The organism is Rhizobium grahamii, from assembly GCF_009498215.1.
Lineage (GTDB): Bacteria > Pseudomonadota > Alphaproteobacteria > Rhizobiales > Rhizobiaceae > Rhizobium > Rhizobium grahamii_A.
In genome coordinates, this window is record NZ_CP043498.1 from 601,191 (window position 1) to 616,507 (window position 15,317).

Consider the following 15,317-nt stretch of genomic DNA (forward strand, 5'->3'; position numbering starts at 1 on the left):
GGACATGACCGACATGCATGAGACAGGTTCGAGGATGGCGCCGGAGATCAAGGCGGCGCCCGAGATGACGGCTGCCTTCGACGAGTTCATGGAGGCATTCGAGGCCTTCAAGGACACCAATGATCGCCGCCTCGGTGAGATCGAGGAAAAGCTGACGGCCGATGTCGTCACTCGCGACAAGATGGACCGCATCACGAGGGCGATGGACGAGCAGAAGAAGGTGATCGACCAGCTGGCGCTGAAGAAGGCGCGGCCGCCGCTCGGGCGTGGCGGAAACGGCATCGAGGCGAACGAGCACAAGGCGGCGTTCGAGCAGTATATCCGCCGTGGCGACGAGGCCGGCTTGCGCGAGCTCGAGGCGAAGGCGATGTCGGCGGGCTCAGGAAGCGATGGTGGCTATCTCGTGCCGCCCGAGACGGACACCGAGATCGGCCGTCGCCTCTCCGTGGTCTCGCCGATCCGTTCGCTTGCGACCGTGCGCCAGGTCTCCGGCTCGGTGCTGAAGAAGCCGTTCGCGACCTCGGGCATGGCGGCCGGCTGGGTGGCCGAAGCGGCGGCCCGTCCGCAGACATCGAGCGCTCAGCTTGCCGAACTCTCCTTCCCGACCATGGAGCTCTACGCCATGCCGGCGGCAACGCAGGCGCTGCTCGACGATGCCGCCGTCGATATCGAGGCCTGGATATCGAGCGAGGTCGATACCGTCTTTGCCGAGCAGGAGGGCACGGCCTTCGTCAACGGCGACGGCACCAACAAGCCGAAGGGTTTCCTCGCCTATGCCGCAGTCGCCGACAGCGCCTGGAACTGGGGCAATCTCGGCTATATCGCGACGGGCGCCGCCGGCGCCTTCAAGACGACGGGTGCCTCAGACACCCTCATCGATACGATCTACTCGCTGAAGGCGGGACACCGCCAGAACGCCAACTTCGTCATGAACCGCAAGACGCAGGCCGAGGTTCGCAAGCTGAAGGATGGCGACGGCCGCTATCTCTGGCAGCCGCCCGCAACGGCGGGTGAGGCGGCTTCGCTGGTCGGCTTCCCGGTTGTCGAGGCCGAGGATATGCCCGATATCGCGGCCAATGCGCTGTCGATTGCCTTCGGGGATTTCCGGGCCGGCTATCTCGTCGTCGACCGCACCGGCGTGCGTGTGCTGCGCGATCCCTATTCCGCCAAGCCCTACGTGCTCTTCTACACGACCAAGCGTGTCGGCGGCGGGGTGCAGAACTTCGAGGCGATCAAGCTCATCAAGTTCGCCGTGAGCTGAGCAAGGCAGGGCGGGTGCGGCTGCCCGCATCCGCCTGCCGAACATGCCTGCGCCACACCAATTCAGGATCGTCCATGACCTATGCACTGATTACTCCGCCTGTCGCGGAAGCGCTGACACTTGCCGAGACGAAGGCCCATCTGCGGCTCGACGACGGCAACGAAGACGCGCTGCTGGCCTCGCTGATCCGCGTTGCTCGCGAGCATCTGGAGCGCACGACCGGCCTTTGCCTGATCACCCAGGTCTGGCGGCTTCATCTTGAATCGATACCTGAAGACCGCGTGATTCAGATTGCCAAGGGCCCGGTGCAAGCCATTGAAAGCCTGAACGTTTACGATGAAGCAGGCGAGGAGGTGGTCTTGCCCGCGACCGGCCATGTGCTCGATGGCAATGCCCGACCGGCGCGTCTGGTGCTTGATCGAAACGTGAACCCTGCCATTGCCGCAAACGGCATCGAAATCGATTTTTCCGGCGGCTTTGGCGAGAGCGGCGCCGACGTGCCCGATATGCTGAAACGGGCGATGCTGATGCATATAGCCCAGATGTTCGCCTTCAGGGGCGCCGTCGCCGTCGAGGACCAGCCGGCGGACATCCCTGTCGGTTATGACCGGCTGGTCGCACCGTTCCTGATGCGGAGGCTCTGATGCGATCCGTCTTCTTCGATCCCGGCCAGATGACAGCGCGGCTTGAACTGGAGGCACCGGAAGACGCGCCGGACGGACAGGGCGGCGCCACCGTCACCTTTGCTGCTGTTGCCTCGGTGTGGGCGCGGATCGAGCCGCTGGCCGAAATACGGGAAGAGCGGGCAGGTGCGGACGTCTTCACGCTGACGCATCGCATCTGGCTACGGTTCCGCACCGACATCAAGGCCGGGATGCGGCTGCGCAAGGGCGACCGGCTGTTCGCCATCGGCACCTGCCGCGACCCAGACGAAACCGGCCGCTATCTCTGCTGCCTCTGCGAGGAGGAAGGACGATGAGCACCGCCATGGCGATCACACTCCGCGATCTGGCGGAGATCCTGGCGCGGGTGGCGCAAGATGCTAGGGGTAAATCGGCGGCAAAGGGAGGCGAAAGCCATGAGCGCAGCCAATGAACTGCTGATGGCGATCCATGCGCGCCTGACCGGCGACACCGACCTTCTCGGCATGATCGGCGAGGACGGTATCCGCGATCGGCTGGTCACCGGGCGAAAGCTTCCATCCGTGCTGATCGGCGACGTCGTCAGCAACGACTATTCGACCTCGACGGAGGGAGGCGAGGAGCACCTGTTTTCGCTCGAAGTCTGGATTGACGCCGGCGGGCGAAGGCAGGCGCAACTGGTAGCCTGGCGGCTTCACGCCCTGCTGCACGACGCGGCGCTCGATCTTGGGCCGTACTCCCTCGTCAGTATACTGCATGTCAGGACACAGAGCCGGCGGGAGCCGAAGACGAAGCTGTATGTTGCCGAACTGCGCTTTCGGGCTGTGACGGAGCCGATTGCCGGCGTCACGGCGTAGCAGGCTACTCCTCGTAGCGGCTCGTGGCGTCGCGATCCCGTTCGTAGCGTCTCGCCAGTGGAAACGACGGCAGCCACGACTCGCGGCGGATGGTCCAGAGCTCGTAAGTTGGCTGCAACTGGTCGGGAGCATCGAGCGATCCGAGGTTCACCTCGACTTCATCTCCGGAGCGCCCGAAAACCGGGGAGCCGCAGCGGGGGCAGAAGAACCGCCCGTCGTACGCGGCTGTCTCGCCCTCGACCGTCACCGCATCCTGAGGAAAGATTGCCGATGCATGGAAAAGCGCGCCGTGATGCTTGCGGCAGTCGAGACAATGACAAATGCCGACCCGATAGGGGCGTCCAGTCGCCACGAGGCGGACGTTGCCGCAGCGGCAACCGCCAGTGAACCGGTCCATGTTGCTTCTCCTCCAAGATCAAGCGATGGGCTGCTTGGTGTGAAGATGGGACGACGACCTCAAATGTCCCGCCCATCGCCGCAGCTGCCTGCATTTCTCAGGCCGGTTCGTACACCCTGGCCGCCGCCTTGACCTGTGCAGCCAGCATCAGCACGAAGCCGAGCGAGATGACGGCCAGCGCGGCGCAGGTCGCGATTGCGGTGCCGGCACCGGCGCGATCGAGGATCGCCGTGAAAACGACGGGCGCGATGGCATTGGCGAGGTTCTGCGGCAGCGACAGGCGGGCCGATTGCAGCCCGAATTCGCGCGGTGAGAACAGCGCAAGCGGCAGCAATGCGCGGGCAACGGTCATGACACCGGAGCCGAAGCCATAGAGCAGGATGAAGGTAATCAGCAGTGGCGTCGAGGGCGGTATCACCAGCATCATCAGGAAGCTCGATACCATCAGGCTCACGCCCATCGCGGCGCTGAGGATCGGATTGCCGCGGCGGCCGAGGAGCATGTCCAGGAAGCGGGCGGAAATGCCAATCACGCCGCGCGCTGAGCCGAGCTGCAGCGCCAACGCGTGCGAAGCGCCGGACTGGCGAAATATCTCGAGCAGCGAGGGCGACACCCCGAAGGTGACGAAGGTCGAGATCGTCGTTGCCGCGGCAATCAGCAGGAAGGCCTTGCGCTGTCCGGTAGGCGAGAGCGGCACCGGCGTTTCCTGCTCGGTGCTGCCATCCGCAGTAAAGGTGATCGGCTTCGGCAGGGCGAAAAGATGCAGCGGCAGGCAGACGAAAAACTGCAGCGCCGCGCAGATGAGAAACGTCATGCGCCAGCCGACGGTCGCGTTGAGCTGACTGAGGATCGGCCAGAAGATCGCGCTCGAAAGGCCGGTGAACAGCATCAGGATCGCGATCACCCGTTTGCTGTCGGGTCCGGCGCGCTCGACGACGGCGGTATAGGCGGGAGCGGAAAGACCAAAGGCGCCGCCCGCTCCGATGGCGATCCAGGCAAGTGCGTAGACGACGAGGCCGTGCGCAGCTGACAAAAGCAGCAGGCCGATCGTGAAGGTAATCGAGGAGGCGGCAAGCACGCGGGCTGCTCCGTGTCTGGCGAGCAGGCGCCCGGTCGTCGGGCTGACCAGGGCGCTGACGACCATCATGATGCTCAGCCCGCCGAAGACCACTTCGTTCGGCAAACCGAGATCCGGGGCGATAACGCGGCCCATGACGCCAAGCATGTCGAAGGTGGTGCCCCAGCCAATCAGCTGCGTGACGGCAAGCACGGCAATCGTCTGCACCGAGCGCAGGGGGATGGATCGAGACATGAGGCGGGCTTTGACGCGAATGGGGTAGGGGCGGGCAAGGTCGTAGCAGCTTCGCCGGCTGGTTGAAAGTGACATGTGGATGACACCGATGGGCGCCGAATGCGCCCGCTTCTTGAAGGGATCGGACGATGGTGGCGCAAAAGGGCAAGGACCTGCTCCTGAAGATATTCAACGGAACGGCTTACGAAACGGTGGCGGGGCTGCGGTCGAAACGGCTGGCCTTCAATGCCGAAACGGTCGACGTCACCGACGCCGAGAGCGCCGGGCGATGGCGTGAGCTGCTGGGTGGCGCAGGCGTGCAGCGTGCGTCGGTGTCGGGCGCCGGCATCTTCAAGGATGCCGCCTCCGATGGTCTGGTGCGGAGCGCTTTCTTCAACGCTTCGATCCTCAGCTGGCAGATCATCGTCCCCGACTTCGGCATGGTGACGGGACCGTTCCAGGCGAGCGCGCTCGAATATTCCGGCCAGTATAACGGCGAGGTGATGTTCGAGCTGGCGCTGGAATCGGCCGGCGCCATCAGCTTCGAGGCACTCTGATGCGGGCGGCGGGGGCAAGGGCGAACCGGCGGCGCGGCGAGATCGAGGCTGTCATCGACGGCGAACAGCGCATTCTCTGCCTGACGCTCGGCGCGCTGGCAGAACTGGAGACGGCGTTCTCAGCGGACAATCTCGCCGGCCTGGCGGAGCGCTTCTCGCGCGGTCAGCTGAAGTCGGCCGACATGATCCGCATCATCGGTGCCGGCCTTCGCGGCGGCGGCAATCTCTATTCGGATCAGGAGGTGGCGGAGGCCAGTATCGATGGCGGCATTGGCGGCTGCGCTGATATCGTCGGCAATCTGCTCGCCGCGACATTTATTGGGGAAAGCGCGGAGATCACCGCCCGCCCCCTCTAGCCGCAGCAGATATCGAGACCGACCGCGCGATGCCTTTCCCCTGGGCGCGCGTCCTCCACGTCGGCCTCTGTCTGCTGCGGCTGCCTCCAACTGTGTTCTGGGCGATGACGCCGGTTGAGTTTCATGTCGTTGCCGGCGGATCGGCGCCGCGCAGCACGGTCGCCCGGGCCGATCTCGGCGCGCTGATGGCGCAATTTCCGGACGGCCCGACACCCTCGAAACGAAGGAGCGATCATGGAGAATGACGACACCGACCTCTCCGCCATGGCCGTGCAGGCTGAAACCCTGCAGCGTACGCTCGATGGCCTACAAACCAGCTCACGCTCGTTCGGCTCGGCCCTGTCTAGCGCGCTGCGCAGTGCTGCCGATGGGGGCAAGGGCCTCGACGATGTGCTGCGCAGCCTCGGCAACCGCCTGACGGATATTGCACTATCGGCCGGATTGAAGCCGCTGGAGACGATGATCTCGGGCGCAGCGTCAAACCTGCTCGGCGGTTTCGGCAAGCTCCTGCCCTTCGCCGATGGCGGCGTGGTTTCGCAGCCCACCTACTTCCCGATGGGCGGCGACATGGGCCTGATGGGCGAAGCCGGCAGCGAGGCGATCCTGCCGCTGAAACGCGGCGCCGACGGGGCGCTCGGCGTTGCGGCGTCAGGCGGATCGGCCGGCCCGCAGATCGTCTTCAACGTCACTGCAACTGATGCGCAGAGTTTTCAGAAAAGCGAGGCGCAGATCTCCGCCATGCTGGCGCGCACGGCGATGCGCGGCCAGCGCAATCTCTGAGGCAATCATGGCAAACGGCTTCCACGAGGTGCGCTTTCCGCTCCGCCTGTCGCTCTCGACGAGCGGCGGCCCCGTCCGGCGCACGGACATCGTCAATCTTTCGAATGGTCGCGAGAGCCGCAACAGCCGCTGGCGCGATGCGCGGCGCAGCTACGATGCCGGTTCCGGTCTGCGCTCTGTCGCCGATCTCTACGAGGTCTTGGAGTTCTTCGAGGCGCGCAGCGGCGAGCTCTACGGTTTCCGCTTTCGCGATCCGGTCGACTGGACATCGGGGCGGCCTGGAATGCCGGTGTCTGCGACGGATCAGCTGATCGGAACAGGCGATGGGGTTGCCGCGAATTTCAGCCTGACGAAAACCTACGGGGATTCCGCGGCCGCCAGCCTTCGCAGGATCTTTAAGCCGGTTGCGGGCTCGGTCGTCGTCGCGGTCAGCGGGGTTCCGCAGCCTGAGGGCGCCTTTGCCTGCGATCCGGCGACCGGCATCGTTGCGTTCGCTCCGGACCGGATACCGCCGCCGGGTGCGGTGATTTCCGCGGGCTATGAATTCGATGTCCCGGTGAGGTTTGCGACCGGCCGGATCGACATCAACCTGTCCGCCTTCAACGCCGGACGGATCCCGACCATACCGCTGACGGAGATCGTGCCATGAGGACCATTCCGCCCGCCCTGAAAGAACATCTGAACGGCGATGCCACGACGGTCTGCCACGCGTGGCGGGTGGTGCGTCGCGACGGCACGGTCCTCGGCTTCACCGAGCATGACCATGATCTGACGATTGACGGCACGACCTACCTCGCGGCCACGGGCTTTTCCGCAACCGCGACGGAAGAGGCGGCGGGCATGCCGGCGGCAACGAGCCAGGTCGCCGGCGGCTTTTCCAGCGATGTGATCACCGAAGAGGATCTGGAGGCGGGACGCTATGACGGCGCCCGCGTGGAGGTCCTGCTTGTCAACTGGGCGAAGCCCGAACAGCACATCCTGCTCAAGGTTCAGGAAATTGGCGACGTCACCCGCGATGCAACCAGCTTTCAGGCTGAATTGCGAAGCTTCGCAAGCCGGCTGGCCGAGCCGCAGGGACGGATCTACGGCCGGCGGTGTGATGCCACGCTCGGCGATCAGCGCTGCGGCCTGAAGCTGAATGACCCCGGTTATCGGTTCGAGGCAACGGTCGTTTCCATTCCCGATTCCGGCAGGCTTTTCCTGTCCTGCCCCGAAGAGATCGCCGATGGGCTGCTTCGCCTGGGTCTTCTCACATTCGTCGATGGCGCGAATGCCGGACTGCGTGCGGATATCGAGACCAACGCCGCGAAGGGAGGGCTGGTGGAAATCGTCCTCTGGCTTCCGCTGCATCGCCCGCCCGCAGCGGGAGACCGTGTTCTTCTCACGGTCGGATGCGACAAGTCGTTTTCGACCTGTCGCGGCAGGTTTTCCAACCATCTGAATTTCCGGGGCTTTCCGCATATGCCGGGCGCGGACTTCGCCTACACCTACGCCGATGGCGAAAGCGTTCACGACGGGAGCGCGCTGTTCAAATGATGTCGATCGCAGAGCAAGTTCTCGAGATTGCCGAGGCTTGGACAGGCACGCCCTATCGCCATCAGGCGTCCTGCAAGGGCGTTGGATGCGATTGCCTGGGGCTGATCCGAGGGATCTGGCGCGAGCTCTACGGCAGTGAGCCCGAGTTCGTGCCACCCTACGCCCCAGATTGGGCCGAACGCAGCGGCGAGGATCGGCTGCTCGCTGCTGCGTCCAGGCATTTTGGTGGCCCCCTGCCAACGGCAGACATGCAGCGGGGAGACCTCCTGCTGTTTCGTTGGAGGCCCGAACTTGCCGCCAAGCACGCGGGCATATTCGCCGGCGATCAACAATTCATTCACGCCTACGAACAGGCCTGCGTGATCCGCTCGCCGCTCGTGCCCAGCTGGCGCCGACGTATCGCGGCCGTGTTTCGCTTCCCGGAGAAATAGATGGCAACCCTTCTCTTGCAGGCCGCGGGCGCGGCTCTTGGCAGTGTCTTCGGTCCTGTCGGGGCGATCGTCGGTCGGGCCGCGGGTGCACTTGCCGGCAGTGTGGTCGATCATGCGCTGCTTGCCGGCAGCTCGACCGTGCGCGCAACGCATCTGGCGACGGCCCGCATCCCCGGCGCCGACGAAGGAACGCCGATCAACCGTGTCTACGGCAGTACGCGCATCGGCGGCACGATGATCTGGGCGACACGCTTCGAGGAGCAGGTCACCACCGAACGAAAGGGCGGCAAGGCCTCCGGCGGCACCCGCGTCGAGACGTTTCGCTACTTCGCAAATGTCGCCTTCGGGATATGCGAAGGCGAGATCGCCTGCATTCGCCGCATCTGGGCGGATGGGAAGGAGGTCGACCAGACGACAATCGAGATCCGCGTCTATCGCGGCTCCGACGCGCAGCAGCCTGATCCGCTGATCGAGGCAAAGCAGGGAGCCGGCAATGCGCCCGCCTATCGTGGCCTGGCCTATGTCGTCTTCGAACGCTTGCCGCTGGACTCCTATGGTAACCGCATTCCATTGCTGCAGTTCGAGGTCGTCCGTCCCGTCGGCGTGCTGGAAAGCCAGCTGAAGGCGGTTTGCATCATTCCCGGCGCGACGGAGCACGGCTACCAGCCGGCCGCCGTTTCGGAGCAGAGCGGGGTGGGGAGTGCGCGCCTCCTTAATCGCAACACGCTGCAGGGCACCACCGACTGGCAGGTGTCGATCGACGAACTGATGGCGCTTTGCCCGAACCTCGAGCGTGTCGCTCTGGTGGTCTCCTGGTTCGGGACGGATCTGCGGGCAGGCGAATGCCGGATCGTGCCCGGTGTCGAGACTGCAGCACGGAACGGCGAGAGCAAGGCCTGGTCCGTTTCGGGGATCGCGCGCGCCAATGCCCATGTCGTCAGCGGCAGCAGCGGAGCGCCTGCCTATGGTGGGACGCCCGACGATGCCGCTGTTCTCGCAGCGATTGCCGATTTGAAGGCGCGTGGTCTGGAAGTCTATCTCTACCCGTTCCTGATGATGGATATTCCCTCGGACAACGCCTTGCCAGACCCTGCCGCGTCAGGCGTTCAGCCGACCTACCCGTGGCGGGGGCGCATCACCTGCTTTCCGGCCACCGGCCGGCCGGGAAACGTGGATCGGACGGCGGCGGCGCGCGGCCAGGTCAATGCGCTTGTCGGTACTGCGACCGCCGATGATTTCCTCGTGTCTGGGCAGCGGGTGGCCTACCATGGAAGCGGAGAAGGATACCGACGCTTCATCCTGCACTATGCACAGCTGGCAAGAGCAGCCGGCGGCGTCGATGGCTTTCTGATCGGTTCGGAGTTGCGCGGCCTGACCAGCGTGCGTGATGATGCCGATCGGTTTCCCTTCGTCGACGCTCTCGTTGCGCTGGCCGCCGACGTCAAGGCGTTGTTGCCGACAGCCCGGCTGACCTATGGCGCCGACTGGTCGGAATATTTCGGTTATCATCCGCAGGACGGCAGCGGCGATGTCTATTTCAACCTCGATCCGCTCTGGGCATCGCCGGCAATCGACGCCGTTGGCATCGACAATTACATGCCGCTCGCCGACTGGCGGGATGAGGACCTGTCGGAGATCAATCCCGATGGCTTCGGCTCCTCCGAGGATGGCGCGGCAATGGCGGCGGCGATCTCCGCGGGCGAGGGGTTCGACTGGTACTACGCCAGCGAAGCTCACAGGCTTGCTCGTATCCGGACGCCGATAACGGATGGCCTGGTGGCCAAGCCGTGGACGTTCCGCTACAAGGACATCGGCGGCTGGTGGAGCAATCTTCACTACGATCGGGTCGGCGGCGCCGAGCGTGCCGTCCCCTCGGCGTGGCAGCCTGCCAGCAAGCCCGTGTGGTTCACCGAGCTTGGATGCGCGGCCGTCGACAAGGGCGCCAATCAGCCTAACGTCTTCATCGATCCCAAATCGCGGGAAAGCGGGCTGCCCTATTTCTCCAGCGGCATGCGCGCCGACAGCATGCAGCGCCGGTTCCTGGAAGCCCATCACACCAGATGGAACGCCGACACCGCTCCTTCAGGCATGGTGGATCCGGCGCATCTGTTCGTCTGGTGTTGGGATGCTCGGCCCTATCCGGCCTTTCCGCAGGAGACATCCACTTGGAGCGATGGCGCCAACTGGACGACCGGACATTGGCTGAACGGCAGACTGGGAGCAGGAACGCTTGCAGACGTCATCGCGGCGATCCTGCGTGACCAGGGCTTTGCCGACTTCGACGTTGCCGACGTCGCCGGTGATCTGACGGGCTACGTGCATGGCGATGTGGTGTCCGCGCGCAGTCTCATCGAGCCGTTGCTGCAGGCTTTCGCAATCGACGTGTTCGAGGATGCGGGCACGCTGCATTTTCGGTCGCGGGGAAGGGCAAGCCTGCCGCCTGTCGCCGTCGAGACATTCGTCGATGTCGAAGACGAACCGCTTTGGCGTGAGACGCGCGGCCACGACAGCGACTTCGCCGCGGAAGCCGTTCTAACCTTCTACGATCCCGCATTGGATTACGAACAGGCGAGCGCCAGGTCGCACCGGGCAGCGGCGGCGACCAGCCGGGTCATCAAGCAGGATCTCTCAGCCGCCATGCCCGAAGAGACTGCGCTGGCTGCAGCTGAAGCCTTGCTGAGAGACAATCGTGTGTCGCGCCGGACCGTTCGTTTCAGCCTCTCGCCGGGAGCGCTTGAGCTACAGCCGGGAGATGCCGTCACGATTGCGGAAGGCCCGGCTGGACGGTTCATCGTTTCCAGCATCGAGGACGAGGGCCAGCGCCGCATTGAGGCCCGTGAGTTTGCCGTCTCGGGCGGTGCCGCATGGCCGCAGCGAACGAGCGAGCAGAACGGCGGCAATGGCGCTTCGAGCCTCTTTGCTCCTGTCGTTCATCTGCTCGACCTCCCTTGCTTCGAAGATGGCGACGTCGGTTCCTTCGCGCGGGGTGCTGCCTTTGCCGCGCCGTGGAAGACCATCGCTTTGTCGTCATCGGCAACAACAGAAGGCTACCGAGGCCGAGTGCTGCTCGACAGGCCTGCAAGGATCGGGACGACGGTCGCAGCCCTCGATCCCGGCGTCCGCGGCCGTTTCGACTGGTCGCAGGAACTGATCGTCGACCTCCCATTCGGCGAACTCGCCTCGGCGTCGGCGGTTTCGGTTCTGAACGGCGGCAATCTGATTGCGGCGCGCTCGGGGAGTGGCGTCTGGGAGGTCCTGTCCTTCCAGCGTGCCGAGGAAATCGAAAGTCGCCGCTGGCGCCTGACCGGCCTTCTTCGCGCACTCGCCGGCACTGACGACGCCATGCGATCAGGCATTCCGGCGGGTTCGCCCGTCGTTGTGTTGGACGAGGCCGTCAAGTCACTCGGTCTCGGCAGCGGGGAGGCCAGTCTGCGTCTCAATTGGATTGCGGAAGCTGCCGGCTCGACCGAGATGGCCGGCCCCTATGCGTTCGAAGGTGGTCTGCGGGCGCGAACCCCGCTCGCCCCGGTGCATCTGCGCGGCCTGCGCAGCGATACCGGTGATATCCGCCTATCCTGGGTGCGATGTGGGAGGAACGACGCCGACAGCTGGATTGGCACCGACATTCCTCTCGATGAGCCATTCGAGCGCTATCGCGTCGAGATTCTCGCCGGCAGCGACGTCGTGAGATCAGTCGAGACGCAGGAGCCATCCTGGACCTATCCGCTCGCCGACGAGATCGCCGACTTTGGTGCATCACAGTCGGCACTCACCGTTCGTATCAGGCAGATGGGTACGAGCATTCCGCTCGGCATCGCCGCCACCGCGACATTTTCCCTTTAGCTCCCAACGAAAGGACGAAGCGCTATGAACGATTTGAAGAACTGGTACAGCTCCAAAACCATATGGGGAGCGCTGGTCGCGATCCTCGCATCGGTCATGCACTTTACGGGTGTGGATATCTCTACGGTCGATCGCGGGCAGATCGTTGATTCGATCGTCAACATCGCCGGCGCGCTCGGAGGGCTGATTGCCGTTTACGGTCGCGTGACGGCGAAAACGGCGATCCGGTCCTCCTCCTGAGGCGATCTGGCCGACCTGGCGACCCGCATGATTGCGGGTCGTTTCAATGCCTTAGCGTGTTGCCCGAAAGCAGTTTGAAATCGTTCCAAACAGCGGCGTTACAAGGCATTCATTTGCCATTCAGGTCGCTTGGGTACATAGTCGGGCCAAGTTGGTATCCATTGAAAGCGTAGCACATGGCCTCTCCCTTGAGTGTCGCAGCGTTGGCCGCCGGGCTGGCGTTGTCGTCGCCCTCACCGGAAAATTCGCGCAACTTTGTCGTGCGCGTGGCAGGCGATTGCAGCGAAGCCGCACAGCAGGTTGTCGAGAAAACCGGCGGGCAATTGTTGTCCGTCCAGCCCTCCGGCGACAGTTGCATCATTACCGTGCTGGTGCAGGGAAACGGTCAGCGGCCGCGCAAGGTCACTGTCAAGGTTCCGATGTAGGCAGAATCGGCCTAAGAAACACCGAACGGATAAAGCAGGATAAAGCTGACCGATGCGCATTCTCGTAGTCGAAGACGATGTCAATCTGAACCGTCAGCTGGCGGATACCCTCAAGGAAGCCGGCTACGTCGTCGATCAGGCGTTCGACGGAGAGGAGGGGCACTTCCTCGGCGAGACCGAACCCTACGACGCCATCATCCTCGATATCGGACTTCCCGAACTTGATGGCGTGACGGTTCTCGAGAAATGGCGCGGCGCGGGTCGCGGCATGCCTGTCCTGATCCTTACCGCCCGTGACCGCTGGAGCGACAAGGTTGCCGGCATCGACGCTGGCGCCGATGACTATGTCACCAAGCCGTTCCACGTCGAGGAAGTGCTTGCCCGTATTCGTGCCCTGATCCGCCGTGCCGCTGGCCATTCCTCCTCCGAGATCGTCTGCGGACCGGTTCGGCTCGATACCAAGACATCGAAGGCGATGGTCAACGGCGTCGCTTTGAAGCTGACGTCGCACGAATATCGTCTGCTCGCCTACCTGATGCATCATATGGGCGAGGTCGTCTCGCGCACCGAGCTGGTGGAGCATATGTACGATCAGGATTTCGATCGCGATTCCAACACGATCGAGGTTTTCGTCGGCCGTCTTCGCAAGAAGATGGGCGTTGATCTGATTGAGACGGTGCGCGGGCTCGGTTACCGCATCCAAGCGCCGAGCAATGCGAATTAAGTCGCTCACAGCGCGCGTTCTGCTGCTGACCACGATCTGGTCGGGAGTGGCGCTTGTCGTCATTGGTTTGCTGATCTCGACGCTTTACCGCAAGAGCGCCGAACGCGGCTTTCAGGATCTGCTGCGTGCGCAGCTCTACAACGTCATCAATTCCGTGGCGATCGGCGATCAGGGCGCGCTCAACGGCAGCCCTCAGCTCGGCGATCTCCGGTTCGCGCAGCCGAAAACCGGCTGGTATTGGGTTGTGGAGCCGCTCGGTACCTATACGGCGCCGCCGCTGGTTTCGCCCTCTCTTGGATCCACGACCATTCCGGTACCGTCGGTGCTGGAAGCGCCTTTCGACAAGAATTATGAGCGCTACTATCAGGTGACGGACGCGTCCGGTAACCGGATCCAGGTCGCCGAAACCGAAGTGGTGCTCGACACGGACGGACGAGCGGCGCGCTTTCGCGTGACCGGCAACGTTGATGTCGTCGAGGACGACGTCAGAAACTTCTCCCACAGTCTTTATCTTGCACTTGCTGGCTTCGGCGTCGGCAGTCTGATCGTCAACGCGCTTGCGATTCTCTATGGCCTGAAGCCGCTCGACAAGGCGCGTGCCGCGCTGGAACGCATCCGTGCCGGCGAAAGCGAACAGCTGAAGGGCGAATTCCCGCGCGAGATCCTGCCGCTTGCCAATGAGGTCAACGCGCTGATCGACAGCAATCGCCGCATCGTCGAGCGCGCTCGCATGCAGGTCGGCAATCTGGCCCATTCGCTGAAGACCCCGATCGCTGTTCTGCTCAACGAGGCGAGGGTGCTCGAACGGTCGCATGGCGAGCTGGTTCGCAGCCAGGCCGAAGCGATGCAGGGGCAGGTCCAGTCCTATCTCAACCGCGCCCGCATTGCCGCCCAGCGTGAATCCGTGCTGGCGCGCACCGATGCCGAGCCGGCGCTCGAGCGTCTGGTGCGTGTGATGCGCAGGCTGAACGTGGACAAGGAATTCGAGCTGCAGGTGGCGCCGCCGCATATTGCCGTGGCCATGGAGCAGCAGGATCTGGAAGAAATCGTCGGCAATCTTCTGGAGAACGCTGCACGCTTTGCGACGCACAAGGTTCGCGTCGTGGCTGCGGATACGCATGAAGAGCCAAAGGCCGGCGAGAGCGCTCGCCGTCACTGGGTCGAGATCATTGTCGAGGACGATGGCCGTGGACTTGAGCCGGACCAGATCCGGGAAGCCCTGAAACGGGGGCGCCGGCTCGACGAGAGCAAGCCTGGCACCGGGCTCGGGCTGTCGATCGTCACCGAGATCGCCAACGAATACCAGGGGCGGCTGGAACTGTCCCGCAGCGATCAGGGCGGCTTGAAAGCGCGCCTTATTCTTCCCGGCATTACAAAGGATGTTGCGTGAGCAACTGCTTGATGCCAGAAAGATATCCAATTTGCATAGCATGCTTTGCCATGATTGCGTCATGGCAGGCTATGTCTGTACCAGCGTAATGATTACCTGATCTGGGTTCGAGTAAATGATGCTTCGTTCAAAAGGCATGATCGTTTCTTCTCTCTGTGCCGTCGTTGCGCTGTCCGGCTGCCAAACGACGAAGGGCGGTCCTTCCAGCGGATTTTTCGGAAGCGGCAAGCCGTCTGCCTCGGCCACGTTCATCTCTGCGCTGCAGGGCGGCATAGTAGGTCGTACCGGGGTAGAGCTGAGCGACAGCGACAAGCAGCGCGCGCTTGAGGCCGAGTATCGTGCGCTCGAAGGCGCTGGCGTCGGGCAGCCGGTTGTCTGGAGCGGCAGAAATGTCAGCGGCAAGGTCATCGCAGCCGCGCCCTATCAGGTCGGCTCTCAGAATTGCCGCCAGTACACCCACACGCTGACCGTCGAAGGCAAGGAAACCGTGGCTCGCGGTTCCGCCTGCCGCAACGATGACGGCAGCTGGTCGCCGCTCGGTTGAAATCCCGGGCAACCGCACAGCGGGAATAATTGCGGCGAAACGCC

General features: G+C 63.8%; 19 protein-coding genes. 17 read left to right on the top strand and 2 right to left on the bottom strand.

The genetic code is table 11. The annotated features are described in order from the left end of the window. Positions 1-4: 4 nt before the first annotated feature. The 4 genes from FZ934_RS03010 to FZ934_RS03025 all read left to right on the top strand — a co-directional run bounded on the left by FZ934_RS03010 (position 5) and on the right by FZ934_RS03025 (position 2,759). Complete coding sequence (locus FZ934_RS03010) at positions 5-1,261, top strand: phage major capsid protein (protein WP_153269857.1); 1,257 nt, start codon at positions 5-7, stop codon at positions 1,259-1,261. A 74-nt stretch (positions 1,262-1,335) separates the two neighbouring features. Next, positions 1,336-1,905, top strand: a complete 570-nt coding sequence (locus tag FZ934_RS03015; protein WP_153269858.1) for a head-tail connector protein — start codon at positions 1,336-1,338, stop codon at positions 1,903-1,905. Beyond that, positions 1,905-2,240 (top strand): phage head closure protein, encoded by a 336-nt coding sequence (locus tag FZ934_RS03020; RefSeq protein WP_153269859.1) that lies wholly within the window; start codon positions 1,905-1,907, stop codon positions 2,238-2,240. The genes FZ934_RS03015 and FZ934_RS03020 overlap by 1 nt, the downstream gene beginning before the upstream one ends. Before the next feature lie 99 nt (positions 2,241-2,339). After that, the gene (locus tag FZ934_RS03025; protein WP_153269860.1) at positions 2,340-2,759 is read left to right on the top strand and encodes a DUF3168 domain-containing protein; all 420 of its coding nucleotides are present in this window, start codon (positions 2,340-2,342) and stop codon (positions 2,757-2,759) included. Positions 2,760-2,763: 4 nt separating this feature from the next. On the opposite strand, the gene FZ934_RS03030 is transcribed toward FZ934_RS03025, so the two are convergent. Together FZ934_RS03030 and FZ934_RS03035 are read right to left on the bottom strand one after the other, a co-directional pair. Continuing rightward, complete coding sequence (locus FZ934_RS03030) at positions 2,764-3,156, bottom strand: GFA family protein (protein ID WP_153269861.1); 393 nt, start codon at positions 3,154-3,156, stop codon at positions 2,764-2,766. Positions 3,157-3,253: 97 nt separating this feature from the next. Then, positions 3,254-4,468, bottom strand: a complete 1,215-nt coding sequence (locus FZ934_RS03035) for an MFS transporter (RefSeq protein WP_153272348.1) — start codon at positions 4,466-4,468, stop codon at positions 3,254-3,256. Between the two features lie 128 nt (positions 4,469-4,596). Here FZ934_RS03035 and FZ934_RS03040 point away from each other — a divergent pair, with 128 nt between their 5' ends. From FZ934_RS03040 to FZ934_RS03100, 13 genes are all read left to right on the top strand, one after another. Further along, the gene (locus FZ934_RS03040; protein ID WP_153269862.1) at positions 4,597-5,004 is read left to right on the top strand and encodes a phage major tail protein, TP901-1 family; all 408 of its coding nucleotides are present in this window, start codon (positions 4,597-4,599) and stop codon (positions 5,002-5,004) included. After that, positions 5,004-5,360, top strand: coding sequence for a gene transfer agent family protein (locus FZ934_RS03045; RefSeq protein WP_153269863.1), 357 nt, complete (start codon positions 5,004-5,006; stop codon positions 5,358-5,360). Before FZ934_RS03040 ends, FZ934_RS03045 begins: the two co-directional genes overlap by 1 nt. 29 nt (positions 5,361-5,389) lie before the next feature. Further along, a complete protein-coding gene (locus FZ934_RS03050; protein WP_153269864.1) occupies positions 5,390-5,605 on the top strand; it encodes a rcc01693 family protein in 216 nt (71 codons plus the stop codon). Then, positions 5,595-6,140, top strand: coding sequence for a phage tail tape measure protein (locus tag FZ934_RS03055; RefSeq protein ID WP_153269865.1), 546 nt, complete (start codon positions 5,595-5,597; stop codon positions 6,138-6,140). The genes FZ934_RS03050 and FZ934_RS03055 overlap by 11 nt, the downstream gene beginning before the upstream one ends. A gap of 7 nt (positions 6,141-6,147) precedes the next feature. Further along, positions 6,148-6,789, top strand: a complete 642-nt coding sequence (locus tag FZ934_RS03060; RefSeq protein ID WP_153269866.1) for a TIGR02217 family protein — start codon at positions 6,148-6,150, stop codon at positions 6,787-6,789. Beyond that, positions 6,786-7,676 (top strand): DUF2163 domain-containing protein, encoded by an 891-nt coding sequence (locus FZ934_RS03065; protein WP_153269867.1) that lies wholly within the window; start codon positions 6,786-6,788, stop codon positions 7,674-7,676. The genes FZ934_RS03060 and FZ934_RS03065 overlap by 4 nt, the downstream gene beginning before the upstream one ends. Beyond that, entirely contained in the window at positions 7,673-8,107 is a 435-nt protein-coding gene (locus tag FZ934_RS03070; RefSeq protein ID WP_153269868.1) for an NlpC/P60 family protein, read from the top strand. Before FZ934_RS03065 ends, FZ934_RS03070 begins: the two co-directional genes overlap by 4 nt. After that, positions 8,108-11,950, top strand: coding sequence for a baseplate multidomain protein megatron (locus FZ934_RS03075; protein WP_153269869.1), 3,843 nt, complete (start codon positions 8,108-8,110; stop codon positions 11,948-11,950). Between the two features lie 24 nt (positions 11,951-11,974). Beyond that, positions 11,975-12,190 (top strand): hypothetical protein, encoded by a 216-nt coding sequence (locus FZ934_RS03080; RefSeq protein ID WP_153269870.1) that lies wholly within the window; start codon positions 11,975-11,977, stop codon positions 12,188-12,190. Between the two features lie 176 nt (positions 12,191-12,366). After that, complete coding sequence (locus FZ934_RS03085) at positions 12,367-12,615, top strand: hypothetical protein (protein ID WP_113363343.1); 249 nt, start codon at positions 12,367-12,369, stop codon at positions 12,613-12,615. Positions 12,616-12,667: 52 nt separating this feature from the next. Beyond that, positions 12,668-13,339, top strand: coding sequence for a response regulator transcription factor (locus FZ934_RS03090; protein ID WP_056825275.1), 672 nt, complete (start codon positions 12,668-12,670; stop codon positions 13,337-13,339). Next, entirely contained in the window at positions 13,329-14,729 is a 1,401-nt protein-coding gene (locus tag FZ934_RS03095) for a sensor histidine kinase (protein WP_153269871.1), read from the top strand. The genes FZ934_RS03090 and FZ934_RS03095 overlap by 11 nt, the downstream gene beginning before the upstream one ends. Positions 14,730-14,844: 115 nt before the next feature. Further along, a complete protein-coding gene (locus tag FZ934_RS03100; protein ID WP_153269872.1) occupies positions 14,845-15,273 on the top strand; it encodes a hypothetical protein in 429 nt (142 codons plus the stop codon). The last annotated feature ends 44 nt before the right edge of the window (positions 15,274-15,317 follow it).

Excerpts from the sequence above, each read along its gene's own strand:
- FZ934_RS03025 (WP_153269860.1), top strand. The coding sequence starts at position 2,340 with ATGAGCGCAGCCAATGAACTGCTGATGGCGATCCATGCGCGCCTGACC.
- FZ934_RS03075 (WP_153269869.1), top strand. The coding sequence starts at position 8,108 with ATGGCAACCCTTCTCTTGCAGGCCGCGGGCGCGGCTCTTGGCAGTGTC.
- FZ934_RS03015 (WP_153269858.1), top strand. The coding sequence starts at position 1,336 with ATGACCTATGCACTGATTACTCCGCCTGTCGCGGAAGCGCTGACACTT.
- FZ934_RS03100 (WP_153269872.1), top strand. The coding sequence starts at position 14,845 with ATGATGCTTCGTTCAAAAGGCATGATCGTTTCTTCTCTCTGTGCCGTC.
- FZ934_RS03055 (WP_153269865.1), top strand. The coding sequence starts at position 5,595 with ATGGAGAATGACGACACCGACCTCTCCGCCATGGCCGTGCAGGCTGAA.
- FZ934_RS03090 (WP_056825275.1), top strand. The coding sequence starts at position 12,668 with ATGCGCATTCTCGTAGTCGAAGACGATGTCAATCTGAACCGTCAGCTG.
- FZ934_RS03030 (WP_153269861.1), bottom strand. The coding sequence starts at position 3,156 with ATGGACCGGTTCACTGGCGGTTGCCGCTGCGGCAACGTCCGCCTCGTG.
- FZ934_RS03040 (WP_153269862.1), top strand. The coding sequence starts at position 4,597 with ATGGTGGCGCAAAAGGGCAAGGACCTGCTCCTGAAGATATTCAACGGA.
- FZ934_RS03080 (WP_153269870.1), top strand. The coding sequence starts at position 11,975 with ATGAACGATTTGAAGAACTGGTACAGCTCCAAAACCATATGGGGAGCG.
- FZ934_RS03070 (WP_153269868.1), top strand. The coding sequence starts at position 7,673 with ATGATGTCGATCGCAGAGCAAGTTCTCGAGATTGCCGAGGCTTGGACA.
- FZ934_RS03065 (WP_153269867.1), top strand. The coding sequence starts at position 6,786 with ATGAGGACCATTCCGCCCGCCCTGAAAGAACATCTGAACGGCGATGCC.
- FZ934_RS03060 (WP_153269866.1), top strand. The coding sequence starts at position 6,148 with ATGGCAAACGGCTTCCACGAGGTGCGCTTTCCGCTCCGCCTGTCGCTC.
- FZ934_RS03010 (WP_153269857.1), top strand. The coding sequence starts at position 5 with ATGACCGACATGCATGAGACAGGTTCGAGGATGGCGCCGGAGATCAAG.
- FZ934_RS03020 (WP_153269859.1), top strand. The coding sequence starts at position 1,905 with ATGCGATCCGTCTTCTTCGATCCCGGCCAGATGACAGCGCGGCTTGAA.
- FZ934_RS03045 (WP_153269863.1), top strand. The coding sequence starts at position 5,004 with ATGCGGGCGGCGGGGGCAAGGGCGAACCGGCGGCGCGGCGAGATCGAG.
- FZ934_RS03085 (WP_113363343.1), top strand. The coding sequence starts at position 12,367 with ATGGCCTCTCCCTTGAGTGTCGCAGCGTTGGCCGCCGGGCTGGCGTTG.
- FZ934_RS03035 (WP_153272348.1), bottom strand. The coding sequence starts at position 4,468 with ATGTCTCGATCCATCCCCCTGCGCTCGGTGCAGACGATTGCCGTGCTT.
- FZ934_RS03050 (WP_153269864.1), top strand. The coding sequence starts at position 5,390 with ATGCCTTTCCCCTGGGCGCGCGTCCTCCACGTCGGCCTCTGTCTGCTG.
- FZ934_RS03095 (WP_153269871.1), top strand. The coding sequence starts at position 13,329 with ATGCGAATTAAGTCGCTCACAGCGCGCGTTCTGCTGCTGACCACGATC.